Source organism: Pseudomonas ceruminis, assembly GCF_021602025.1.
Lineage (GTDB): Bacteria > Pseudomonadota > Gammaproteobacteria > Pseudomonadales > Pseudomonadaceae > Aquipseudomonas > Aquipseudomonas ceruminis.
Window position 1 is genome coordinate 298447 of sequence record NZ_BQHW01000003.1, and the last position, 22668, is coordinate 321114.

A 22668-nucleotide genomic window follows, 5' to 3' on the forward strand; every position below is an offset into this window, starting at 1 on the left:
CATGTTCGAACGCCTGATCCAATTCGCCATCGAGCAGCGCCTGGTGGTGATGCTCGCCGTGGTGCTAATGGCCGCCGTGGGTATCCACAGCTACCGGCAGTTGCCAATCGACGCCGTGCCTGACATCACCAACGTGCAGGTTCAGATCAACACCGCAGCCCCCGGCTATTCGCCGCTGGAAACCGAGCAGCGCATCACCTTTGCCATCGAAACGGCCATGGCCGGCTTGCCAGGGCTCAAGCAGACCCGCTCACTGTCGCGCTCGGGGCTGTCCCAGGTCACGGTAATCTTCGACGACGGCACGGACCTGTTCTTTGCCCGGCAGTTGGTCAACGAGCGCCTGCAGGTGGCCCGCGCGCAACTGCCGCCGGGCATCGAGGCCAGCATGGGGCCGATCTCCACGGGCCTGGGCGAGATCTTCCTGTGGACGGTCGAAGCCCAGGAGGGGGCGCGCAAGGATGACGGTACGCCCTATACCGCCACCGACCTGCGGGTGATCCAGGACTGGATCATCAAACCGCAGTTGCGCAACGTGCCTGGGGTGGCGGAGGTGAACAGCATCGGTGGCCATGCCAAGCAATACCTGATCGCCCCGGAACCCAAGCGCCTGGCGGCCTACAGGCTCACCCTCAACGACCTGGTCGCCGCCCTGGAGCGCAACAACGCCAACGTCGGGGCGGGCTATATCGAACGCAACGGCGAACAGCTGTTGATCCGTGCACCGGGGCAACTGGCGTCGGCGCAAGACATCGCCAACGTCGTCATCTCCAGCGTCGATGGCACGCCGATCCGCGTCAGCCATGTCGCCCAGGTCAGCCTCGGCCAGGAACTGCGTGCGGGGGCGGCCACCGAAAACGGCCGTGAAGTGGTACTTGGCACGGTGTTCATGCTGATCGGTGAAAACAGCCGCAGCGTGTCCCAGGCCGTGGCAGCCAAGCTTGTCGAGATCAACCGCAACCTGCCCAAAGGCGTGGTCGCAGTGACGGTATACGACCGCACCAACCTGGTCGAGAAGGCCATCGCCACCGTCAGGAAGAACCTCGTCGAAGGCGCGATCCTGGTGGTTGCGGTGCTGTTTCTGTTCCTTGGCAACATCCGCGCCGCGCTGATCACCGCCATGGTGATTCCGTTGTCGATGCTGTTCACCTTCACCGGTATGTTCAGCAACAAGGTCAGTGCCAACCTCATGAGCCTGGGCGCCCTGGACTTCGGCATCATCGTCGATGGTGCAGTGGTGATCGTCGAGAACGCCATCCGCCGCCTGGCCCATGCCCAGCACCGCCATGGCCGCCTGTTGACACGTGCCGAGCGTTTCCACGAGGTTTTTGCTGCTGCACGCGAGGCGCGTCGGCCGCTGGTTTACGGGCAACTGATCATCATGGTGGTGTACCTGCCGATCTTTGCCCTGAGCGGGGTCGAGGGCAAGATGTTCCACCCCATGGCCTTCACCGTGGTCATTGCCTTGCTAGGCGCCATGCTCCTGTCGGTGACTTTCGTGCCGGCGGCCCTAGCGCTGTTTGTCACCGGCAAGGTCAAGGAGGAGGAGGGCTGGGTGATGCGCACTGCGCGTAGGCGCTACGCACCCGCACTGAACTGGGTGCTGGGACGACGGCGGCTGGCGTTTGCCGGGGCCGCAGGCCTGGTGCTGTTGTCCGGGGTGATGGCCGGGCGCATGGGCAGCGAGTTCATCCCCAGCCTCAGCGAAGGCGACTTTGCCTTGCAGGCCTTGCGCGTGCCTGGCACCAGCCTGTCGCAATCTGTCGATATGCAGCAGCGGCTGGAGCGCGCGATCATCGCCCAGGTGCCTGAAGTGGAACGGGTGTTCGCCCGCACCGGCACTGCCGAGATTGCCTCTGACCCGATGCCGCCAAACATCTCGGACGCCTACGTGATGCTGCGCCCAAGTGCGCAATGGCCAGACCCAGGCAAGTCGCGTGAAACACTGATCGCCCAGGTGCAGCGCGCCGCCGCCAGCGTGCCGGGGAGCAATTACGAACTGTCGCAACCCATCCAGTTGCGCTTCAACGAGCTCATTTCTGGTGTGCGCAGCGATGTGGCGGTGAAGCTGTTCGGTGACGACATGGCGGTGCTCAACCGCACGGCGGCGCAAATTGCGGGCAGCCTGCAACAGGTGCCTGGGGCTTCGGAAGTGAAGGTCGAACAGACCACTGGCCTGCCGGTACTGACCATTGATATCGACCGCGACAAGGCTGCCCGCCATGGCCTGAACGTGGGTGACGTACAGGACGCCATTGCCATCGCGGTAGGCGGCCGCACGGCGGGCACGTTGTATGAGGGTGACCGTCGCTTCGACATGGTGGTGCGCCTTGCCGAACCCCTGCGTACGGACGTAGATGGCCTGGCCAGCCTGCTGATTCCGGTGCCTGCCAGTGCCGCAGCCGGTGACGCACAGATCGGCTTCATCCCGCTGTCCCAGGTTGCGACAATCAACCTGCAGCGCGGGCCGAATCAGGTCAGCCGGGAGGATGGCAAGCGTGTTGTGGTAATCAGTGCCAACGTGCGCGGGCGTGACCTGGGCTCGTTCGTGGAAGAGGCCGAGCGCACACTGCTCCAGCAGGTGCAGGTGCCACCCGGCTACTGGACCCGCTGGGGTGGCCAGTTCGAGCAGTTGCAATCGGCGGCCGAGCGCTTGCAGGCGGTGGTCCCGATCGCGCTGTTACTGGTCATGGCCTTGTTGTTGATGATGTTCAACAACCTCAAGGATGGCTTGCTGGTATTTACCGGTATTCCCTTTGCCCTGACGGGTGGGGTGCTGGCGCTGTGGCTGCGGGACATCCCGCTGTCGATTTCTGCAGGGGTGGGGTTTATCGCGTTGTCGGGCGTGGCCGTCCTCAATGGCCTGGTGATGATTGCCTTCATCCGTAACCTGCGCGATCAAGGGCGCAGCCTGCGTGTGGCGGTCGAAGAGGGCGCCTTGACGCGCCTGCGGCCGGTACTGATGACGGCGTTGGTGGCGTCGCTGGGGTTCATCCCGATGGCATTGGCCACCGGGACCGGGGCCGAAGTACAACGGCCGCTGGCCACGGTGGTGATTGGTGGGATTCTGTCGTCCACGGCGCTGACCTTGCTGGTGTTGCCGGCCTTGTACCAGTGGGCATATCGGCGCGAAGAGGCTGAGCAAGGGTGAGAAGGCCGGGGCTGCAATGGCAGCCCCGGCCCCCGTTCAAACTGCGCGGCGAACGCCTGGCCGCTCGACATCGCCCCCTGGCGCTTCATGCAACGAAATGCGCGAAGTCTCCGGCAACGCCAGGCCGCCTGCCAGCGCGAGGAGGGCAATCACCACCAGGTAGAACGCTGGTGCCAGGCTGCTGCCGGTCTGTCCGATCAACCACGTCGCCACCAGTGGTGCAGTACCGCCGAACAGCGTGTAGGCCACATTGTAGGTAATGGCCGAGGCGGTATAGCGGGTGCGGGTGGGGAAGCTCTCCGAGAGCAGTGCAGCGGTGACCACGCCGCTGCACAGCGCGCCCACCGCCAGCAGAATCACCCCCAGCAGCGCACCCGACATCGACCCGGAGCTGGCCAGCCAGTAGGCGGGGAAGACGCACAGCATCACCCACAGACAGGTGAAGCCAATGGTCTTGCGTCGCCCGACCCGGTCCGAGAACGCGCCCGCCAGCGGGCAGCCAACGGCGGCGAACAGCAGCGCCACCGTGGTCACCAGCAATGACTGGGCGCGGGTCAGGTTGCCGACCAGTTGCAGGTAAGTGGCGAAGTAGGTGGTGAACATGTAGAACGACAATGCGGTGAGCGAGATGAACGCACCCAGGTTGCGAAGGGTTCGGCCATGGTGGCGCAAGGTGTCCTTGAGCGGTGAATGCTCATGCACCTTGCCTTGGGCGAGGGCTTCGCGAAACGCTGGCGTTTCCTCCATGCGCCAGCGCAGGTAAAGGCCTACCAGGCCCAACGGTGCAGCCACCAGGAATGGTACGCGCCAGCCCCAGGCCGCCATCGCTTCGGCCGACAGGCTCGCTTCCAGGCCATAGGCAATTACCGCTGCGCAGGCAAACGCGGAAAAGGTCGATACCGGCACGAAGCTGCCATAGAACGCACGTTTGTTGTGCGGCGCGTGTTCCATCAGGTACGCACAGGCCCCCGCGTACTCGCCACCGGCAGAGAAGCCCTGCAGGCAGCGCGCCAGGGTCAACAACACCGGCGCGGCAAGGCCAATGCTGGCGTAGGTGGGCAGCAGGCCGATCAGCGTGGTGGAGCCTGCCATCAACAAAATGGTCAGCGACAGGATACGTTTGCGTCCTAGTCGGTCGCCCAGCGCACCGAACACGATGCCGCCCAGCGGTCGCAAGGCGAAGGCCACGGCAAATACCGCAAAGGTCTTGAGCAGGGCAACGCTGGCATCGCCGCTGGCGAAGAACTGGCTGGCGATCAGGGTGGCGAGAAAGCCGTAGACCGCGAAGTCGAACCATTCGACGAAGTTACCGATCGCCGAGGCGGCGATGACCCGGCGAAGTGTGGCGGGGGAGACCTCATGAGATGCGGACATGTGGGAACGCTCCGGTTTCCAAAGGCAGCCTGGAGGGAAAGTGATGCGGTCAAGGCCGCGTCATCATTGTTGTTACCGGCAGTAGACCGGTGCGGGCGGCAGGGCGCTTTGTCGAGGGCGACATCGGGATGTCTATTCCGACCACGCCGACCTCATCGCAGGTTTGCCACGCAGAGGCCAACAAACACCTCAGTTATGAATTACAGTCGTGGGCCACCGCTTGCGCAGGAGCCTGACCATGGCCCAGAACATCTACGACAACCCCGCCTTCTTCGCCGGGTACAGCCAGCTCCCCCGTCAGGTCCTTGGCCTGGACGGTGCACCCGAGTGGCCGGCGATTCGCGCCCTGCTCCCCGAGGTGCGCGAAAAGCGGGTGGTCGATTTGGGTTGTGGGTTTGGCTGGGCCTCGCGCTGGATGCGCGAGCAGGGCGCCGCGTCGGTGCTGGGCCTGGACCTGTCGCAGAACATGATCGACCGCGCCCGCCGTGATACCGACGACGCGGCCATCGAGTACCGCATTGCCGACCTCGATACCCTGCAATTGCCGCCTGCGGCGTTCGACCTGGCCTACAGCGCGCTGACCTTCCATTACGTCGAGAATTTCAGCCGCCTGGTGCGTACCATCGCCCAGTCACTGAACGCCGACGGCCACCTGGTGTTTACTGTCGAACACCCCATCTACATGGCCGCTGCCCATCCGCATTGGCTCAAGGACGCCGATGGCCGCCTGACCTGGCCGGTCAACGGCTACGCGCTGGAAGGGCAGCGGCGCACCGATTGGTTCGCCAAGGGTGTGCTCAAGTACCACCGCACCCTGGCCACCACGCTCAACACCCTGATCGAGGCAGGCCTGCGCATCAACCGGGTCGAAGAGTTCGCCCCCTCGCCCGAGCAGGTTGCCGCGCTGCCAAACCTTGCCGAAGAGCTCGAGCGGCCGATGATGCTGCTGGTGTCCGCACAGCGCTGAGCCGTTGCAACCTGCCCTGGCGCCTGGTTCGCGGGCAAGCCGGCGCCGGGGCCTGTGTGCAAGGCCGTGCGGTGGCCAGGGTCAGAAGCGCATATCCACCGCCAGCTCAAACGTCCTCGGCGCGCCCGCATAGTACTGAAGCCCGTACGCCTGCTTGGCATACAGCTGATCAGTCAGGTTGCGTACCCGGCCAGTAAGCGTGGTGTGTTCATCCAGCCGGTAGCGGGCGAAGGTACCCAACAGGGTATAGGCCGGCGCCTTGAGTGTGTTGGCATTGTCGGCGTACACCGACCCTACATAGCGTGCGTCCACCCCCGCCGACCACGCCGGGGTGAAGCTGTAAGTCAGCCACAGGTTGGCGACATTGGCTGGCACGTTGACCGGTGCATTGCCTTTGCGCGACACCGACACGCCGTTGACCGCCTCGTTGAACGCATCGTACTTGGCATCGACATACGCATAATTGGCTTCAGCCAACAGCCTTTGCGTGACTTGCAGGCGACCGGACAACTCGATACCGCGTGAGGTCTGCTGCCCGGCCTGGACCGTCAGGTTGGGGTTGGCCGAATCGCGCACGGCGAAGTCCTTGCGCACGATCTGGTACAGCGCCACCGTCGCCGCTCCACGCCCGTCGAGGAAGTCGAACTTGCTGCCCACTTCCCACTGCTCGCCCTTGGACAGGTCGAACAGGCCGACGTTGGAGTAAGTGGCTGCTGCCAGCGAACCGGCAGGCAGGTCGGCCGCGGTGCTGTACTGGGCGTAGACACTGGCAGATGGGGTCAGCTCGTAGGTCAGGCCGATGCGCCCGGAGAGGGGCTGCCAGCGCCGTTGGAAGTACGCTGGAGAGGTGGGGGTGACGGCACCGTAGTTGGTTACCTCCATGTCCAGGTAGTCATAGCGCAGTGCGGTCAAAAGGGCCAGGCGCTCAGTCAGTTGCAGGCGGTTCTCGGCAGACACGGCGCGGTTGATGAGTTCATGACGACGCTGTTTGGTCAGGCCCGCATTCACCACCGGTATGTCGTTGAAGCTGCCGGGGTCGAAGTGTTCAGGGTCCACCACATCGCTCCAGTTACCCGAGGTGGGGTAGAGGGTCTGGCGCATGCGCGAGTAGTCCAGGCCCAGCGACCACTGGCTGGCCAGGCCGAATACGGTGTGGTCATGGCGCAGTTCGATGCGGTCGCCGAGCACGTTCTGGTCGTGGCGTTGCAGGTAAGGGCCGGCGCGTAGCACATTGCCGTCATTGGTGTAGCTGTAACGCTCGACGTTGCGGTAGTCGCGCTGGGCGTTGTAGTGATAAAGCGTGTTTTGCACGCTGGTAGTGTCGCTGACCTGGTAATCGAGGATCGAGCGCAGCCAGCGCACCCGTTGTTCGTAACGGCCGTCGGCGACGTTGTAGTTTTCGAAGCGGCGGCTCTTGTCGATCTTCATGGTGCTGCGCCCAGGCAGGATCGGCGAACCCCAGTAGGGGCTGTCCTCACTGTCTTGCTGATACTCCACGGCCAAGGTGTGAGTGAGGTTGGGCGTGAGGTCGCTGAGCAGTGAAAACGCCAGGCTGTCAGTGTGCCGTTCGTTGCGGTCGATGTAGCCATTGCTGTGGCCTCGGCTGAAGTCCAGGCGCATGAAGTGCCGGGCATCGGCAGGATTGCTGGCCAGTGCCTGATTGATGCCGAAGGCCACTTGCGAATCGTCGAAGCTGCCATAGCGTATGCGCCCGTCGATGATTTGCTGATCGCGGCTGGCGAGCTTGGTGATGTAGTTGATCGAACCACCGACCGAGCCTGCGCCATGCAGGAACGATGACGGCCCGCCGAGCAGTTCGACCCGGTCCAGCACCCAGGCGTCCACCGGCCGGGTGGCGCTGCTGTAGCCCAGGTTGATGCCGTTGTAGAGCTGGGTGACCTGGTTCTGGGTGAAACCACGGTAGCTGACGAAACCGCCGTAGCCCGGGTTAGCCGAAGCGTTCACGCCGGTCATGGCGTTGATCACGTCCTGGCTGTCGTTGGCGCTTCGCTCTTCGATGATGCGGCGGTCCGAGACGCTCACCGACGCAGGCGTTTCTCGGGCCGTGAGGCCCAGCCGCGAGCCAGTACGGATCGGTTCGTCCAATTGTACGCCGGAGGGCGCCGCGCGTTGGCCATCAATGGTGGTGGCAGAGAGTTCTACGGCATCGTCCGCGCAAGCGAATGTGCAGGTGCCCATGAGGAGCACCAGGGAGGTGTTGCGGAGCATGTTGTTGTCTTCCACGCAAAGGTCATGGCTGACCACGACCGCGCACACAGGTGCGCCCGGGCAGGGTCAGGCGAAATGAATGGCTACTGCGGGGAAGGCGAAGGGGGAGGCGCGGGGGTTGAGGGCTGGGCGTTGGTAACGCGGTGGCGGTTGCGCCCAGCTGCGCACGACGATGGGCGATGTGGCGCCGGCGCGTACAGCGGTAAAGGACCATTGGCCACTGCTTAACGGCACGGCCATGCCGAACGATGAACACACAGGGCAGTCAAGCTGGGCCATGTGCTGGTCGCCGCCAGCGTCATCGAGGTCGATGGCCACGCCATGTTCGCTGTTGATCGAACAGAACCCACCTTGCAGGCCGGCCAGGCGCAGCCCGCCCATCTGGCCATGGTGCAGGCCGCACAGCAACAGGCTGAACAGGACGCTGGCGTAGAGCGTCCAGGCCGTCAGCGTGCGGGTTTGCCGGGTGATTTTCATGGCGGCGAATTTATCATCCGGATGAGCGGTCGTGTAGCCCCGCGGCGCGGCAGGTTGTCGCAGGTCAGGCGGCGCGCTCAAGGGCATCCGTGCGGCGGATCAGATCAGCCGCCGCCACCGCTTCCTCCACTGCCGCTTCCACCGCCACTGCCGCCGGCCCCCGTACCCGACCCACCGGTGCCGCTACCGGTTCCCGAGCCGGTACTGCCCCCGTTGCCCATGCCGCCCGAGCCGTTGGTACCTGATCCAGCGCCATGGGTGGTGCCGTCCCCGCCGGTGCTGTCGGTGTCATTGGCACCGGTCCCGCTGCCGGTCGCATCGCCTGGAACGCCAGACCCGGTAGCGCCACCCTTGCTGCCATTTTGCGTGCCGGTTGCGGGGGGTGTACTGCCGTTGTTGTTCATGTCGGTCGCCGCCAGGGCGATCGGTGCGCTGGCGCCCAGACACAGGGCGAGCAGCAGCGTAAGAGGTGTCATACGTTTCATGGGTGAGTCTCCTGGTGGAGTGATTACCCAATGTTCGGCAGCTCGTTGTGCCACGCAGTGCAGTGCAGCCGACGGGTGGCCGCTTGAGCCCGGTGCATGTGACCTTTCAGGTCCACGATGGCAGATCAGGAACCGGCGTTTTCCAGTGCGTTCAGCTCCTCTTCAACCTGTTGCAGGCGCTGCTCTGCCAGGGCCTGGGCTTTTTCATCCCGCGCGGTCTCACGCATCAGCCGGGTCAGCTTGGCGCTCAGTGTCTGGCCTTGCTCTGTCTCTTCGAGCGCCTTGGCCTTGGCCGGGTCACGGGTTACTTGGACGATGGTGGCGAATTCGGCGTCGCTGAAGTTCTTTTCGCTGTAGAGCTTGAACAGGTCCTGGCGCTGGTCTTCGACCGTGAGGTGCTTGCGCAGCACGCCGCGGATGGTGTCTTCGGCGAGCTGCGGGTGGGTGCGGGTCAGTAGCAAAGCCATGTGGTCGATGTTGTGCTCATAGGCTTCCTGCAGCGGTAGGTTCGCCAGGATTTGCTCCTCGCGAGTGGGTTTTTGCTCGCAGGCGGTGAGGGCAGCGGTGAACAGCAGCGGCAGTAGCAGCGTGGTGATGCGGGGCATGGAAATGGCCTTGGGCGCGCGTTTTAAAGGTTTGGATTATAGCGGTGTCGTTGGCTGATCGACGTAGAGAATGACCCACTGTAGCCCGCCGGGTAGGTGCTTTCCTACTTGGCAATGCCCGCGATGGCCACCCCGTTCATTTCAATCATCCGACGATTTACTTACCTTCGCGTGCCGATATTGACGAAGGAGCAATGCCCATGGCCTATCTTGCGCTGTACAAGCTCGAACTGCTTGATGAGTTCGAAAACCGCAGGGATGACTGGACCTTCGCAGACTTTGAAAGACGCCTCACCGAGAAGAAGACGCCGGCCAATTACCAGGATGCCAACGCCATCATCATTGCTGCGCACAAGGAGGGCAATTGGCCGAAGGCCGTGAAGCGGTACTTGCTGACCAATCAGCATGTGCACAAGCACGTCAGCTCGGAGTTCAACGAGGTTTTCACTGAGGTGGTTGCGATGTTGTCCGAGAAGGAGAAGCAAATTTGGGGGTTGGCATAGGCCTGTAGTCACCGCCGCACACTGCACAGACATTCAGCAATCGGCAAGGCGCTGGCAAGCAGCAGGGTGGGGGCGCGCAGGAGCATAGCGGAACTGTTCCTGGTTCAGGGGGCGCGAAAACGCAGGATGCGTGCGCCGTCGAAGGGGTCGGTGAGGTAGCGCGCGTGCACGCCGAAGGTGACCAGCAGGCGATCTGGAGTCAGCACCTCCAGGGGTTTGCCAAGGGCCACCAGGCGACCCTGGTCGAGCACCGCCACGCGGTCGCAGGTCAGCGCCTGGTTGAGGTCGTGCAGGGCCACCAGCGTGGTGACCGGCAGCGCCTGCACCTGCTGCAGCAGGCTCAGTTGATGCTGGATGTCGAGGTGGTTGGTCGGCTCATCGAGCAGCAGTACCCGCGGGCGTTGGGCCAAGGCGCGGGCAATGTGTACCCGCTGGCGTTCACCGCCGGACAACGAGCTCCACACCCGTGCACGCAGGTGAGTGGCATCCAGATCGGCAAGGGCTTGCTCGACGATGGCGTGGTCTTCATGGGCGAAGGGCGCCAAAGCGGATAACCAGGGTGTGCGGCCCAGGGCCACGGCGTCGAATACGCGCACGGCATCAAGGGTGTCGGCTTGTTGCTCGACCAGCGCCAAGGCCTGAGCGACGCGGCGCCGAGGCAGGCGCGCCAGCGGCTCGCCAAGTAACTGCACGCTGCCGCTGCTGGGCGTGCGCAGCCCGGCCAGTACCTTGAGCAAAGACGATTTGCCAGAGCCGTTAGGGCCGACGATGCCCAGGGTTTCACCGGCGGTCACCGTGAGGTCGATATCGCGCAATACGCGGTTGCCCGACAGTTGCAGGTTCAGGCCCTGACAGGCGAGAGGAGCGACGGGCCTGGGCTGCATGACCGTCATGGGCGCCCCCGGCGGCTGACCAGAATGAGCGCGAACACCGGCGCCCCGATCAGTGCCGTGACCACGCCCACCGGGATCACCTGGCCTGGGATCAGGGTGCGCGACAGCATGTCGGCGGCAATCAGGAACAACGCGCCACCCAGGGCACTGGCTGGCAGCAGGCGGCTGTGGCCGGGGCCGAGCAGCAGGCGCAAGGCATGCGGGATGACAAGGCCGACAAACCCGATGGCACCGACGATCGACACCATCACCGCCGTCACCAGCGCTGCACAGCTGATCAGCAGCAGTTGCGTGCGGCGCACCGCGATGCCCAGCGACGCGGCCGAATCAGCGCCAAACGTGAATGCGTCCAGGGCGCGCCGATGCCACAGGCAGACCACCAGCCCGAACAGTACCACTGGCAGGGCGAGCCATACCGATGGCCAGCGCACACCGCTGAGGTTGCCCAACAGCCAGAACAGGATGCCGCGGGCCTGCTCGGCGGTAGCCGACTTGGTGATCAGAAACGCGGTCAGGGCATTGAACAGCTGCGAACCGGCAATACCTGCCAGGATCACCTGGGCGTTGTTGCTGCTGGGGCCGGCCGCGCGGGCCAGTGCCAGCACCAGGGCAAAGGCCGCCGCAGCGCCGACAAAAGCCCCGGCGGACATGCTCAGGGCCACGCTGCCCAGGCCCAGCAGGCCAACCAGCACAGCCCCGGTCGAGGCGCCAGCCGACAAACCCAGCAAGTACGGTTCGGCCAGCGGGTTGCGCAGCAGGGCCTGGAGGATTACCCCGCAGGTCGCCAGGCCGGCGCCGCAGGCAGCGGCAACCAGGGTGCGGGTCAGGCGGTAGTTCCAGACGATGCCGGCATCGATCGGGTCGACCGAATAGCCGGCATGCCACAGCTGGTTGGCCAGCACCTGATAGACCACGGTGGGCGACACGCTGGTTTCACCTATCGCGGTACCGGCCAGCAGCGCCGCCAGCAAGGCCGCCAGCGCCAGGGCACTGCAGGGCAACAGACGCTTCATCACGGCGCTGCCGTACCGCGGGCAAAGGCCGCCGACAGCGTCTGCAGGCCACGGAACAAGCGGATACCCGCCTGCATGGCATCGGCGTCGAGGATGATGATGCGGTTGTTCTTCACCGCATCCATGTTGCGGGTAACCGGGTCACTGTGGAGAAATTCGAGTTTTTTCTGGTGGTCGTCAGCGGGGAAGCGGCGGCGGTCCATACGGGCGATGATCAGCCAGGTAGGGTTGGCCTTGGCCAGGGTTTCCCAGCCCACGGTCGGCCATTCTTCGGTGGACTCCACGACGTTGCGCACGCCCAGGGTACGCAGCATGAAGTCGGCCACGCCCTGCCGGCCGGCGACATAGGGGTCCAGTTCCAGGTCGGCACTGGAGAACCAGAACGCCGCCGACGTGTTGCTCAGGTCCTTGCCGGCCAGCTGCTGCTTGGCGCTGATCAGGCGGGCTTCGAGGTCTGTGTTCAGGGCAGCGCCACGGTCTTGCACGTCAAAAATCTCGGCCAGCTGGCTGACGCTCTTGTAGATGCTCTGGACCTGAAACGCCTGCAGGCGGGTGCCATCGGCGCCCACCAGGTTGTCCTTGCCTTCGCAGTCCGAGGGCAACAGGTAAGTGGGGATGTTCAGTTCGTTGAACTGTTCGCGGGTACCCACCACGCCCTGAGCGCCAACCATCCACTCGAACTGCACGGCGACCAGTTGTGGGCGTTTGCCAACGACGGCCTCGAAGCTCGGGTCGTTGTCGGCCAGCCGCGGCACCTTGTCGTTCAACGTCTTGAATTCTGGCAGCACGTTGTTGAACCACAGCGAGGTGCCTGCCAGTTTGTCACCCAGCCCCAGGGCATAGAGCATTTCGGTGCTGGCCTGGCCGATGGTTACGACGCGTTGGGGGGCGTGGCCGAACGTCTGCGTTACGCCGCAGTTGGCGATAGTCAGCGGGTAGTGGGTGACAGCGGCATGGGCGATGCCGGTGAGGCTCAGGCCGGCGAGCAGGGTGACGAAACGGAGCAACATGCTGGGCGATCTCCTATCGGACAGTCACGGAAGGAACGCACGGACAGGCGTCGCCAAGCGCCCGCGCAAGGTGGGGGCAATACGGCTGGCCAATCCCGGACACCCCGCCGGTTGGTGAATGTAGGCCGGCAGGTCTCCTGACGGGTGCGTCTTGGCCTGGCTCCGCCTTTTTGATTCCGTGGTGGAAACCGGCGGGCCGCATGGTAGACCATCAGGCTGCCGGGTGAAACGCAAATTCAGAACATCGGCGCGGCGCCGAGTTTTGAGTTGTCAGCACCGGCCCTAGCGCCGGCGCTGACACTTCAAATCAAAAACTGTAATCCACCGTCGCGAAATAGGCGCGGGGCGTTCCCATGATCCATTGCTCGCCACTGAAGGCAGCAGCCACGTACTCGCGGTCGAACAGGTTGTTCACCTGCAATCCCAGCCGCACATCCGGCAACACCTGCCAGCCGATGTTGGCATCGACCACGGTGTACCCTGGCGCGCGCTGGGTGTTGGCGGTATTGGCGTAGCGCTCATCCACATAACGGGCGCCGATGCCAGCCTCGACCTGCTGGCCGAAGCCCTTGCTCAACCACAGGTTGGCGGTGCGCCGTGGCACGTTGGCCGGGCGGTTGCCGGCGCGGTCCTGCGGCACGCCGCCGACCATCTGGTCGAAGTCGTCGTACTTGGCGCGTACCACCGAGGCATTGGCCGAAACGTGCCACTGGTGCGCCAAGGCCAGTTCAAGTGTCGCCTCCAGGCCATCGGAGGTCTGTTGCCCGGCCTGCTGTTTTTCGTGGGTGACAGGGTCATCCACCAGCAGTTTTTTCTTGACGATGTGGTAGGCCGCCAGCGTCCATTCACCGCGCCCTTCCCAGAAACGCTGCTTGAGCCCCAGCTCGGTCTGCTTCGACTCGGTCAGGTCGTAGTTCATCTGCGTCGGGTTTAGGCTGATGAGGTTGTTCACCCCGTCCTCACTGGTGGAGTACTGGCCATACAGCGACATGTCATCGTTGACCGCGAACACCAGCCCGGCGCGCCAGTTGCCGCCTTGCAGGCTGCGGTCGCTACGGGTGTCGTTGGTGAGGTTGTCACGGTCGATGTGGTTCTGGTCGCGGCGTACACCGGTCACCAGCGACAGGCGCTCAGTCAGTTGCAGGCGGTTCTCGGCGAACAGGGCGAAGGTATGGGTGGTGGAGAGCGTCTGTGGGCGCAGTGGCGAATCACTGTGGAACCAACCTGGCGTTGGGTTCCATGGGTCGACATAGTCACCAGGCTCAGCATCGATGTACGGCGAGTTGCTGTCGACGTTGAAGCGAATCTTGTTGTACTCGGCACCGACCATCGTCCTGCTCGCCAGGCCGAACAGCGAATGGTCAAAGGTGAAGGTCTGGCGGTCGCCGATCTGTTCCTGGTTGTGCTTGATCTCCAGGTAACTGCCGCGCTGGAGTTGGCCCAGGTCGGCGTCCCAGCTGTAGTCCTCGGCATTGCGCCAGTGGCGGCGGCTCTTGATGTAGTAGAGCTGGTTGCTGGCGCTGAGCTGGTCGTTGAGGGTCCAGTCGGTGGTGAAGCGGGTCCATTCATCGTGGTAGCGCTGCACGTCGTTGTGGATGTTGAAGTTCTTCTTGCGCAGGCTGCTGCGGTAGTGGCCGTCGATCAGCGGGGTGCCGTAGTAGTTGGCCGGCTCGGCATCGCCGCGCTCATGGGCCAGGGTGAAGCTCAGGTCGTCGGTGGCGTCGAAACGCAGCGCGGCACTCAGGGCCAGGCTGCGTGAGTCGGTGCGGTCCACCCAGCCGTTGCCAGCCTGCTGGTTCAGGGTAACCCGGTAGCTCAGGCGCTCGCTGAGGCTGCCGCCGCTGTCCAGGCCCAGTTGCTGGCGGTCCCAGGAGCCGTAGCCCAGGCGCAGGTGGTTGTGAATGTCGCCGGTGAACGGTTTTTTCGGGATGACGTTGACCACCGCACCGGTGGCACCCTCGCCATACAGCACCGAGGCCGGGCCACGGATCACGTCGATGCGCTCGACCATCCAGGGGTCTACCGGGAAGGTCTGGGTACCGGCACCGGTGTACAGGCGTGCGCCATCGAACAGTGTCATCACCGAGCCATGTCCGTCAAAACCGCGAGCCGACAGGCCCGTGCCACCGTCACCCGGGGTGCCGGTGAAGGTGATGCCCGGCGAGCGGGTCACGGCATCCTGAACGGTGACGTTGTTGCGCTGCTGGATGTGTTCGGCCGTGATGCTGCTGGTGCTGGCCGGGGTTTCCAGGGCGCTGAGGTTCAGCCGTGAGCCAGCCTGGGTGGGCGTCGCAAGGTCGACTACCTGAGCATCGCGGGTGTCCGTAATGGCCGTGGAGGGGAGTGCCAGGACCGCCTTGTCGTGGTCGTCGGCCAAGGCCGGGAGGGTGACTGCCAGGCAGGCCGCCAGAGGGTGAAGCTTGAAGAAACGGGACATGTCTTTCCACTGTTGCAGGAATGAATGGATCCCGGTGGAGAACACGCAAAGGCACAACCACGCACGCAGGCGCGCACGCAGATACCGGCCTGCGCCCGCCCACCGCGGGTTGCCAAGTAACGCTTCAGGCCGGTCTCCGGGCTTGCGAGGGTCATGAGGCCTTCACCTTCCCATGCAGGTGCACAGTGGTGTATCGAAGGCATCGCTCGCTTACCGTTGCGGGGGCAGCGCCGGACTTGTCGTGAACCACGACGCACCGGCTTCCCGTTTCACCCTGCGCTCGGCGGCGCAGGACACCTGAAACTGGCGCGCATATGACCATTGGTCAGCGCGCACGTCAATGGGGTACGTAACAACACACAGGGTGCCGTATGTATGCCTGTCAGTGCGCACCCGCCCCCTTGCTCAGGTCACTCTGCGCCCATTGCGTGTAGATGCAGGCATCAGCCACTGCCCAGCGTACCTTCACGCTGGCCCCCGGCTGCATCGCCATGCCTGCCGCAGACAGCGCCTTGACGGTAAGCTCAGTACCGCCGGCGGTGAGCACATGGCAGGTCTGGCTTTCGCCCAGGAACAGCACTTCAGTGACCTTGGCACTGACTTCATTCCAGCCCGCTGGCAGCGGTTGGCGTGCGGCTTGCTCTGTGGTCAGGGCCAGGGCCTTTTCCGGGCGCACCATGATCAGTGCCTCCTGCCCGGTGGCCAGGCCCGCGGTCAGGCGCATCGCTACAGGCTGGCCTTCGAAGCTGGCCGCGCCATGGCTGCTGGCCTTGACCTGAAGGAAATTCGAGTTGCCCAGGAACGACGCAACAAAGGCATTGGGCGGATTCTGGTAGAGGTCGTAGCCGGTGCCGAGGCCGACGACCTTGCCGTGGCTGAAGATGGCGATGCGCTGGGACAGACGCATGGCCTCTTCCTGGTCGTGGGTCACATAGACGATGGTAATGCCCAGCCGACGGTGCAGTTGGCGCAGCTCGTCCTGCAGGTCCTCGCGCAGTTTCTTGTCCAGCGCGCCAAGCGGTTCGTCCATCAGCAGGATACGTGGCTCATAGACCAATGCCCGGGCAATGGCCACGCGCTGTTGCTGGCCGCCAGACAGCTGCGCCGGCTTGCGATGGGCGAACGCCTCCAGTTGCACCAGCTTGAGCATGGCCTCGACCCGTTTGTGGGTTTCGCTGGCGCCCAACTTGCGGATGGCGAGCGGGAAGGCGATGTTGTCGCGCACATTCAGGTGCGGAAACAGCGAATAGCGCTGGAACACCATACCGATGTCACGCTTGTGCGGTGGCACGTTTACCAGCGACTGGCCATCGACCAGGATTTCGCCGCTGCTTGGCGTCTCGAACCCGGCGAGCATCGACAGGGTGGTGGACTTGCCCGAGCCGCTGGAGCCGAGAAAGGTCAGGAACTCACCGTCCTGGATCTCTAGGTTGAGGTTGTCCACGGCGGTGAAGTCGCCGTAGTGCTTGTTCAACCCGCGAAGGCTGACCAGGGGTTTGTGGTGCGCATTGTCTTTGATGACTGCACTCATTGTTGTTCTCTCCGGGTACTCAAGCGTTGGCGTCGGTACGCCGGCGCAAAGCGGCGGCCACGACCATGACAAGCAGCGACAGGCCGATCAGCAGCGTCGAGGCGACGGCAATCACTGGGCTCAGGTCCTGGCGCAGGGTGGTCCACATTTTTACCGGCAGGGTCTGCAGATCGGGGCTGGCCATCATCACGCTGAGCACCACCTCATCCCACGACACGAGAAAGGCGAACAGCCCGCCGGCAATCATCCCAGGGCGAATGGCCGGGAAGGTCACCTTGAAGATCGCTTGCAGGCGCGAGGCGCCGCAGATCACTGCGGCGTCCTCGATCGACTGGTCGAACAGCTTGAGCGAGTTGATGATCGAAATGATGGTAAAGGGCAGGGCGACGATCACATGGCTGACCACGAAGGCGAACAGCGTGCCGGTGTAGCCAAGCTTGAGGAAAAGTGCGTACACCGCCACAGCGATGATCACCAGCGGCACGATCATCGGCATGGTGAACAGGCCATAGAGCAGTTCGCGGCCGGGAAAGCGGCCACGGACCAGGGCGAATGCGGTGGGCAGGCCCAGCAGCACGGCAGCGAGGGTGGTCAGCACCGCGACCTTGAGGCTGGCCAGGGCCGCATCCATCCACTCAGGGTTGGAGAAGAACTGGCCGTACCACTTGAAGGTCCAGCCCGGTGGCGGGAATACCAGCCACTGCGAAGACCCGAACGACAGCAGCACGATGAACACCACCGGCAGCAGCAAAAAGGCCGCGATGACCCCGGTGGTCAGGTACAAGCCCGTACGCAACGGGCGACCCATGGCATTGGGTGACAGGAGCATGGCAAATTACCTCGCGGTGCCAACCGGCGATTCCGGCTGCAGCTTCAGGTACAGGTAGAAGAGCACCAGCGTGATCACTACCAGCAGTGCGGCGGCGGCGCTGGCCAGGCCCCAGTTGAGGAACGACTGCACCTGCTGGATGATGAATTCGGGCAGCATCATGTTCTGCGCGCCACCGAGCAGCGCCGGGGTGACGTAGTAACCGAGCGACATCACGAACACCATCAGCGCACCGGAGAACAGCCCCGAGCGGCACAGCGGCAGGAACACCTTCCAGAAGTTGGTCCACGGGCTTGCCCCGCAGATCGAACCGGCCTGCAGCACCATGGGGTCGATGGCATGCATGGTCGCCTGCAAGGGCAGCACGATGAACGGGATCATGATGTAGCTCATGCCGATCACCACGCCGGTCAGGTTGTGCACCATCTCCAGCGGCGCATCGATGATGCCCAGGGCCATCAGCACCTTGTTGATCACCCCCGAGCTTTGCAGCAGCACCAGCCACGAGTAGGTGCGGGCCAGCAGGCTGGTCCACATCGACAGCAGCACGATGTTCAGCAGCCAGCGGCCCCAGCCGTTGGGCACCAGGGTTATTGCCCAGGCCAGTGGAAAACCCAGCAGGACGCTGATCAGGGTGACCACGCCAGCCACCGAAAAGGTATTGAACAGTACCCGCGCATAGGCCGAATTGGCGAACAGCTGCTCGTAGTTGCCCAAACCCGGCACCGGCTCCAGTACCCCGCGCAGCAGCAGGCCGATCAGCGGGGCGAAAAAGAACAGGCCAAGAAACAGCAGGGCCGGTAGCAGGTTGCGGCTGCCTTTCCAGCGGCGGCTCAGTGGCTCGCGGCGAGGGGCCGCGCCCGTGGGCGCACCTTGCGCGTTGTGCAGGGCGTTGATGGCGACTTTCATTTGACCAACCACTCATTCCAGCGCGCGGCGATGGTTTGGCCGTTCTTGGCCCAGTAGGCGAAGTCCAGTGTCACCTGGTCCTGGACATAGGCGGTTGGCAGGTTGGGCGCGAGATCTTTATCGAGCTTGGCGACGCTGTCGATGTTTACCGGTGCGTACGCCGTCTTGTTGGCGAACTCGGCCTGGCCTTCGGCGCTGCTGGCGTTCGCCAGGAACTTCATGGCGGCGTCCTTGTTCCTGGCGCCTTTGGGGATGACCCGCAAATCGGCCATGACCAGGTTCTGCTTCCAGCTCACGCCCACCGGCGCCCCGTCTTGCTGCAGGGCATAGACGCGGCCGTTCCAGAACTGCCCGAGCGAGGCTTCACCCGAGGCCAACAGCTGCTGTGACTGGGCGCCACCGCCCCACCAGACGATGTCTTTCTTGATCGTGTCGAGCTTTTTGAAGGCGCGATCCAGGTCCAGTGGGTAGAGCTTGTCGGCGGGCACACCGTCGGCCAGCAGGGCCAGCTCCAGCACGCCGGGGCTAGGCCATTTGTACAGGGCGCGCTTGCCTGGGAACGTCTTGGTGTCGAACAGGGCGCTCCAGTCGACTGGTTTGTTGGCGCCGAGCTTGCCCTCGTTGTAGCCGAGCACGAAAGAGAAGAAGAACGAACCCACGCCATGGTCGGAGACAAAGCGCGGGTCGATCTTGTCGCGCTCAATGGTGGTGAAGTCCAGAGGTTCGAGCAGGCCTTCGCTGGCGGCACGCAAGGCAAAGTCGGCCTCCACGTCGACCACGTCCCACTGCACGTTGCCGCTTTCGACCATGGCCTTGAGCTTGCCGTAGTCGGTGGGGCCGTCCTGGACGACCTTGATGTCGGTCGATTTGGAGAACGGTACGGCCCACGCTTCCTTCTGGGCGTCCTGGGTGGTCCCGCCCCAGCTGACGAAGTTGAGGCTCTCGGCGGCCTGGGCAGCCTGACACGCCAAGGTCAGCAGGCTGGCAGACAGCACTGCGGTTACACGTTTGCTCAACAGCATGGTTACGCCCTCGTTGCTTTTTGTTATTCGAGGCGGGGCTGATGGTGCGCCCGCCAACAGTATTCGGGGAGCAGCTAAAACAAAGTGTGAAAGGCCGTAGGTGACGGTAGGTGGCGGCCTGCAAACTCAAGGTCTACGGGATATCATATTATGGTATTCCAAGATTTTGGCAAGCGCGGAAGGCTACCGGCCATCACTCTGTGCCCCCGGGCGGTTACAATCCCAGCGCGGTAGCCATCGCCCCATCAGGTCGCCAGGGGCGGCTCGAATGCAATGCTCTGCACCACCTCCAGCGCATACCCCGCCAGCCCCGCATACTTGAGCGGCGGCCCAAGGTGGCGCAGCTTGCCGACGCCCAGGTCTTGCAGAATCTGCGCGCCGGTTCCGACTTCGGAGTACACCTTCGACTGTCCGCGCTGGTAAGGCCGCACAGGTTGGGTCAACTGCGGTACACGCTCGAGCAGCGCCTGTGAAGATTCGTGGTTTGCCAGGATCACCACCACGCCGGCGCCTTCCTCGGCCACTTTCTGCAGCGCTGCCCACAACGTCCAGTTGGCAGGGCCTGCGTACTCGGCCCCCACCAGGTCGCGCAGCGGGTCGATCACATGCACCCGCACCAACGTCGGCTGCTCGCGGCGGATATCGCCCATCACCATGGCCATGTGCACACCACCTTCGATGCGGTCCTCATAGGTGACCAGGCGGAAGGTGCCATGCACGGTCGGCAGATCGCGCTCGCCGATGCGCTTGATGGTCTGTTCAGTGCTCAGGCGGTGATGGATCAGGTCGGCGATGGTGCCGATCTTGATGCCGTGGCGGGCGGCGAACACTTCAAGGTCCGGGCGGCGGGCCATGGTGCCGTCGTCGTTGAGCACCTCGACAATCACCGAGGCAGGGCTGAAGCCTGCCAGGCGAGCCAGGTCACACCCGGCTTCGGTATGGCCGGCCCGGGTCAGCACGCCCCCTTCGCGGGCGCGCAGGGGGAAGATGTGGCCGGGCTGCACCAGGTCTTCAGGGCAGGCCTCGGCGGCCATGGCCGCAGCCACGGTGCGTGCCCGGTCGGCGGCGGAAATACCGGTGGTGACGCCGCTTGCGGCCTCGATCGACACCGTGAACGCCGTGCTGAACGCGCTACCGTTGGCCGGCACCATCTGTTCCAGGCCAAGGCGCTGGCAGTGCTCATCGGTCAGGGTCAGGCAGATCAGGCCTCGCGCTTCGCGCGCCATGAAGTTGATGGCCTGGGCGTCGCAGCGCTCGGCGGCGATCAACAGGTCGCCCTCGTTTTCCCGGTCTTCGTCGTCCACCAGCAGGACCATCTTGCCTTGCCGGTAGTCCTCGAGGAGTTCTTCGATGCGGTTGAACGCCATGTTGCACACTCGCTGTGAGAGGTTGATTATTATGGTATACCATCATACACAGTTAATGGTGCAACAGGAGCGTAGCGGATGAAAGCCTATTGGATCGCCCATGTGGACGTGATCGACCCCGAGCAATACCAGCAGTACACCCAGCGCGCCCCGGCGGCGTTCGCGGCCTTTGGCGGACGCTTTCTGGCCAGGGGCGGGCGCAGCGAGGCGATGGAAGGGCGAGCCACGCCGCAACGCAGCGTGGTGATCGAGTTCGACTCGTATGAGCAGGCGGTGGCCTGTTATCGGTCCGAGCGCTACCAGCAGGCATGCAGCCATAGGCAAGGGGTGGCGAAGGCAGAGGTGATCATTGTCGAAGGCATCGCGCCCTGAGCGGTCCGGGCCTGACCGCCAGGGCGGTACAGGCTATGCTTGCCCCATGAGTACAACGCCCCCTTTACGCCAACCTTGCCCACCTGGCGCTTGTGACTGCGGCCGCGAACACTTGGCCGAGCACCCGCCAGCCGCGCAGCGCATCCTCCTGCTCACGCGCCAGGAGGAAAAGCGCCTGCTCGCACGCCTGGAAAACCTCACAGACCTGGAAGACCTCCACCGTCTGCAGGCGCGGCTGTACGAAAACCTCGGCATCCGCGTGCACATCGCGCCAGGTTTCAACGAGGTGCGCACCATGCGTGGCTTCGTCATCGAACTGGACGCCCAGCCTGGCCTGTGCCGGAAGACCCGGCAGGCGATTCCGGCGGCCATACGGCGTGGTCTGGAGCGTAATCCGCAGGTGGCGTTTCGTTTGCTGGATGCCCATGACTTGCTCGGCGATGCGTGAACGGTTGTCCTTCGCCAATCTTGGCTAATTTTCCTGCGCGTTTCTCCGTCTATCAGAGAGCCTCTCTGCGCCAATCGCGCATCGGCATCTATCACTCAAGGAGACAGGCAATGACTTCCGTTTTCGACCGCGACGATATCCAGTTCCAGGTAGTGGTCAACCACGAAGAGCAATATTCCATCTGGCCCGACTACAAGGCGATCCCGAACGGCTGGCGCGCCGTCGGCAAGAGTGGCCTGAAGAAGGACTGCCTGGCCTACATCGATGAAGTGTGGACTGACATGCGCCCGCTGAGCCTGCGCCAGAAAATGGCAGAAGCCGCCGCACAGTGACCACGGTCAACCTGCTGTGCCTGCCGTATTCGGGTGCCAGCGCCATGGTCTACAGCCGCTGGCGGCGCAAGCTGCCCGCGTGGCTGCAGGTGCGTCCGGTCGAGCTGCCTGGGCGCGGAGCGCGCCTGGGCGAGCCGCTGCAGACCGACATGCAGGCCCTGGCCCGGCAACTGGCGACGGAGCAGCGCGTGGCCGCCAACGCACCTTATGCCCTATTAGGCCATAGCCTTGGCGCACTGCTGGCGTTCGAACTGGCCCATGAACTGCGAGCACTGGGTTGCCCGCCGCCTTTGGCCCTGTTCGCGTGTGGTACCGCGGCACCCACGCGGCGCGAAGACTACGACGGTAATAACTGGCGGGCCCCCAAGACCGATGATGAGCTGCGCAACGAACTGCGCGAACTCAACGGCACCCCGGAGGAGGTGCTGGCCAACGCGGAGCTGATGAGCCTGACCTTGCCGGTGCTGCGAGCGGATTTCCTGTTGTGCGGTCGTTATGCGTATCGTCAGCGCGCGCCGTTGGCCTGCGCGCTGCATGTGCTTGGCGGTGAGGATGACCGGGCCAGCAAGGAGCAACTGCAGGCCTGGGCCAGGGAAACCCAGGGGCCGTTCTCGTTGCAGATGTTCCCTGGCAGCCATTTCTTCATCCATGAACAGGAGGACCAGGTACTGGCCGAGTTGGCGGCTTCCCTGGCGCCGCATCGGCTTTTCGCCTGAT

General features: G+C 64.0%; 21 protein-coding genes and 1 riboswitch. Of the genes, 7 read left to right on the forward strand and 14 right to left on the reverse strand.

Annotated features, from left to right (window positions below; translation table 11 throughout):
* Window position 1: 1 nt before the first annotated feature.
* Window positions 2-3148, forward strand: a complete 3147-nt coding sequence (locus L6D80_RS05540) for an efflux RND transporter permease subunit (protein WP_176512879.1) — start codon at window positions 2-4, stop codon at window positions 3146-3148.
* A 36-nt stretch (window positions 3149-3184) separates the two neighbouring features.
* Here L6D80_RS05540 and L6D80_RS05545 read toward each other — a convergent pair whose 3' ends face one another.
* Window positions 3185-4522, reverse strand: coding sequence for an MFS transporter (locus L6D80_RS05545; RefSeq protein ID WP_054901520.1), 1338 nt, complete (start codon window positions 4520-4522; stop codon window positions 3185-3187).
* Window positions 4523-4760: 238 nt separating this feature from the next.
* On the opposite strand from L6D80_RS05545, the gene L6D80_RS05550 reads away from it, so the two are divergent.
* A complete protein-coding gene (locus tag L6D80_RS05550) occupies window positions 4761-5489 on the forward strand; it encodes a class I SAM-dependent methyltransferase (RefSeq protein ID WP_176512880.1) in 729 nt (242 codons plus the stop codon).
* An 81-nt stretch (window positions 5490-5570) separates the two neighbouring features.
* Here L6D80_RS05550 and L6D80_RS05555 read toward each other — a convergent pair whose 3' ends face one another.
* From L6D80_RS05555 to L6D80_RS05570, 4 genes are all read right to left on the reverse strand, one after another.
* Complete coding sequence (locus L6D80_RS05555) at window positions 5571-7718, reverse strand: TonB-dependent receptor (RefSeq protein WP_176512881.1); 2148 nt, start codon at window positions 7716-7718, stop codon at window positions 5571-5573.
* 66 nt (window positions 7719-7784) lie between these two features.
* A complete protein-coding gene (locus L6D80_RS05560) occupies window positions 7785-8195 on the reverse strand; it encodes a DUF2946 domain-containing protein (RefSeq protein WP_054901614.1) in 411 nt (136 codons plus the stop codon).
* A 104-nt stretch (window positions 8196-8299) separates the two neighbouring features.
* Window positions 8300-8680 (reverse strand): hypothetical protein, encoded by a 381-nt coding sequence (locus L6D80_RS05565; RefSeq protein WP_054901522.1) that lies wholly within the window; start codon window positions 8678-8680, stop codon window positions 8300-8302.
* A gap of 125 nt (window positions 8681-8805) precedes the next feature.
* Complete coding sequence (locus tag L6D80_RS05570; RefSeq protein WP_054901523.1) at window positions 8806-9285, reverse strand: hypothetical protein; 480 nt, start codon at window positions 9283-9285, stop codon at window positions 8806-8808.
* Between the two features lie 200 nt (window positions 9286-9485).
* On the opposite strand from L6D80_RS05570, the gene L6D80_RS05575 reads away from it, so the two are divergent.
* Window positions 9486-9788: a hypothetical protein gene (locus tag L6D80_RS05575; protein WP_054901524.1), complete on the forward strand. Its 303-nt coding sequence runs from the start codon at window positions 9486-9488 to the stop codon at window positions 9786-9788.
* 104 nt (window positions 9789-9892) lie between these two features.
* Here L6D80_RS05575 and L6D80_RS05580 read toward each other — a convergent pair whose 3' ends face one another.
* From L6D80_RS05580 to ribBA, 9 genes are all read right to left on the reverse strand, one after another.
* On the reverse strand, window positions 9893-10681 hold the full coding sequence (locus tag L6D80_RS05580; RefSeq protein WP_176512882.1) for an ABC transporter ATP-binding protein: 789 nt from the start codon (window positions 10679-10681) through the stop codon (window positions 9893-9895).
* Window positions 10678-11694, reverse strand: a complete 1017-nt coding sequence (locus tag L6D80_RS05585; protein WP_176512883.1) for a FecCD family ABC transporter permease — start codon at window positions 11692-11694, stop codon at window positions 10678-10680. Before L6D80_RS05585 ends, L6D80_RS05580 begins: the two co-directional genes overlap by 4 nt.
* The gene (locus tag L6D80_RS05590; RefSeq protein ID WP_176512884.1) at window positions 11694-12704 is read right to left on the reverse strand and encodes an ABC transporter substrate-binding protein; all 1011 of its coding nucleotides are present in this window, start codon (window positions 12702-12704) and stop codon (window positions 11694-11696) included. The genes L6D80_RS05585 and L6D80_RS05590 overlap by 1 nt, the downstream gene beginning before the upstream one ends.
* 307 nt (window positions 12705-13011) lie before the next feature.
* Window positions 13012-15141: a TonB-dependent receptor gene (locus L6D80_RS05595; protein WP_176512885.1), complete on the reverse strand. Its 2130-nt coding sequence runs from the start codon at window positions 15139-15141 to the stop codon at window positions 13012-13014.
* Window positions 15142-15251: 110 nt separating this feature from the next.
* A riboswitch (cobalamin riboswitch) is annotated at window positions 15252-15457 on the reverse strand.
* 66 nt (window positions 15458-15523) lie between these two features.
* Window positions 15524-16672, reverse strand: a complete 1149-nt coding sequence (locus L6D80_RS05600) for an ABC transporter ATP-binding protein (RefSeq protein WP_176512886.1) — start codon at window positions 16670-16672, stop codon at window positions 15524-15526.
* A gap of 19 nt (window positions 16673-16691) precedes the next feature.
* Window positions 16692-17501, reverse strand: coding sequence for an ABC transporter permease (locus L6D80_RS05605; protein WP_054901530.1), 810 nt, complete (start codon window positions 17499-17501; stop codon window positions 16692-16694).
* A gap of 6 nt (window positions 17502-17507) precedes the next feature.
* Window positions 17508-18410 carry an ABC transporter permease gene (locus tag L6D80_RS05610; protein WP_054901531.1) on the reverse strand — a complete coding sequence of 301 codons (903 nt, stop codon included), beginning with the start codon at window positions 18408-18410 and terminating at the stop codon, window positions 17508-17510.
* The gene (locus tag L6D80_RS05615) at window positions 18407-19432 is read right to left on the reverse strand and encodes a polyamine ABC transporter substrate-binding protein (RefSeq protein ID WP_176512887.1); all 1026 of its coding nucleotides are present in this window, start codon (window positions 19430-19432) and stop codon (window positions 18407-18409) included. Before L6D80_RS05615 ends, L6D80_RS05610 begins: the two co-directional genes overlap by 4 nt.
* A gap of 245 nt (window positions 19433-19677) precedes the next feature.
* On the reverse strand, window positions 19678-20799 hold the full coding sequence (ribBA, locus tag L6D80_RS05620) for a bifunctional 3,4-dihydroxy-2-butanone-4-phosphate synthase/GTP cyclohydrolase II (RefSeq protein ID WP_176512888.1): 1122 nt from the start codon (window positions 20797-20799) through the stop codon (window positions 19678-19680).
* Window positions 20800-20877: 78 nt separating this feature from the next.
* Here ribBA and L6D80_RS05625 point away from each other — a divergent pair, with 78 nt between their 5' ends.
* The 4 genes from L6D80_RS05625 (at window position 20878) to L6D80_RS05640 (ending at window position 22667) form a co-directional block, all read left to right on the forward strand.
* The gene (locus tag L6D80_RS05625) at window positions 20878-21171 is read left to right on the forward strand and encodes a DUF1330 domain-containing protein (protein ID WP_176512889.1); all 294 of its coding nucleotides are present in this window, start codon (window positions 20878-20880) and stop codon (window positions 21169-21171) included.
* A 46-nt stretch (window positions 21172-21217) separates the two neighbouring features.
* Window positions 21218-21619: a hypothetical protein gene (locus L6D80_RS05630; protein ID WP_176512890.1), complete on the forward strand. Its 402-nt coding sequence runs from the start codon at window positions 21218-21220 to the stop codon at window positions 21617-21619.
* Window positions 21620-21729: 110 nt separating this feature from the next.
* Window positions 21730-21951, forward strand: coding sequence for an MbtH family protein (locus L6D80_RS05635; RefSeq protein WP_003256222.1), 222 nt, complete (start codon window positions 21730-21732; stop codon window positions 21949-21951).
* Window positions 21948-22667, forward strand: a complete 720-nt coding sequence (locus L6D80_RS05640) for a thioesterase II family protein (RefSeq protein WP_176512891.1) — start codon at window positions 21948-21950, stop codon at window positions 22665-22667. Before L6D80_RS05635 ends, L6D80_RS05640 begins: the two co-directional genes overlap by 4 nt.
* The last annotated feature ends 1 nt before the right edge of the window (window position 22668 follow it).

Coding starts and splice junctions, on each gene's coding strand:
- L6D80_RS05575 (WP_054901524.1), top strand. CDS start 9,486: ATGGCCTATCTTGCGCTGTACAAGCTCGAACTGCTTGATGAGTTCGAA.
- L6D80_RS05585 (WP_176512883.1), bottom strand. CDS start 11,694: ATGAAGCGTCTGTTGCCCTGCAGTGCCCTGGCGCTGGCGGCCTTGCTG.
- L6D80_RS05565 (WP_054901522.1), bottom strand. CDS start 8,680: ATGAAACGTATGACACCTCTTACGCTGCTGCTCGCCCTGTGTCTGGGC.
- L6D80_RS05635 (WP_003256222.1), top strand. CDS start 21,730: ATGACTTCCGTTTTCGACCGCGACGATATCCAGTTCCAGGTAGTGGTC.
- L6D80_RS05605 (WP_054901530.1), bottom strand. CDS start 17,501: ATGCTCCTGTCACCCAATGCCATGGGTCGCCCGTTGCGTACGGGCTTG.
- L6D80_RS05630 (WP_176512890.1), top strand. CDS start 21,218: ATGAGTACAACGCCCCCTTTACGCCAACCTTGCCCACCTGGCGCTTGT.
- L6D80_RS05590 (WP_176512884.1), bottom strand. CDS start 12,704: ATGTTGCTCCGTTTCGTCACCCTGCTCGCCGGCCTGAGCCTCACCGGC.
- L6D80_RS05570 (WP_054901523.1), bottom strand. CDS start 9,285: ATGCCCCGCATCACCACGCTGCTACTGCCGCTGCTGTTCACCGCTGCC.
- L6D80_RS05555 (WP_176512881.1), bottom strand. CDS start 7,718: ATGCTCCGCAACACCTCCCTGGTGCTCCTCATGGGCACCTGCACATTC.
- L6D80_RS05600 (WP_176512886.1), bottom strand. CDS start 16,672: ATGAGTGCAGTCATCAAAGACAATGCGCACCACAAACCCCTGGTCAGC.
- L6D80_RS05625 (WP_176512889.1), top strand. CDS start 20,878: ATGAAAGCCTATTGGATCGCCCATGTGGACGTGATCGACCCCGAGCAA.
- L6D80_RS05550 (WP_176512880.1), top strand. CDS start 4,761: ATGGCCCAGAACATCTACGACAACCCCGCCTTCTTCGCCGGGTACAGC.
- L6D80_RS05615 (WP_176512887.1), bottom strand. CDS start 19,432: ATGCTGTTGAGCAAACGTGTAACCGCAGTGCTGTCTGCCAGCCTGCTG.
- L6D80_RS05540 (WP_176512879.1), top strand. CDS start 2: ATGTTCGAACGCCTGATCCAATTCGCCATCGAGCAGCGCCTGGTGGTG.
- L6D80_RS05595 (WP_176512885.1), bottom strand. CDS start 15,141: ATGTCCCGTTTCTTCAAGCTTCACCCTCTGGCGGCCTGCCTGGCAGTC.
- L6D80_RS05560 (WP_054901614.1), bottom strand. CDS start 8,195: ATGAAAATCACCCGGCAAACCCGCACGCTGACGGCCTGGACGCTCTAC.
- ribBA (WP_176512888.1), bottom strand. CDS start 20,799: ATGGCGTTCAACCGCATCGAAGAACTCCTCGAGGACTACCGGCAAGGC.
- L6D80_RS05610 (WP_054901531.1), bottom strand. CDS start 18,410: ATGAAAGTCGCCATCAACGCCCTGCACAACGCGCAAGGTGCGCCCACG.
- L6D80_RS05580 (WP_176512882.1), bottom strand. CDS start 10,681: ATGACGGTCATGCAGCCCAGGCCCGTCGCTCCTCTCGCCTGTCAGGGC.
- L6D80_RS05545 (WP_054901520.1), bottom strand. CDS start 4,522: ATGTCCGCATCTCATGAGGTCTCCCCCGCCACACTTCGCCGGGTCATC.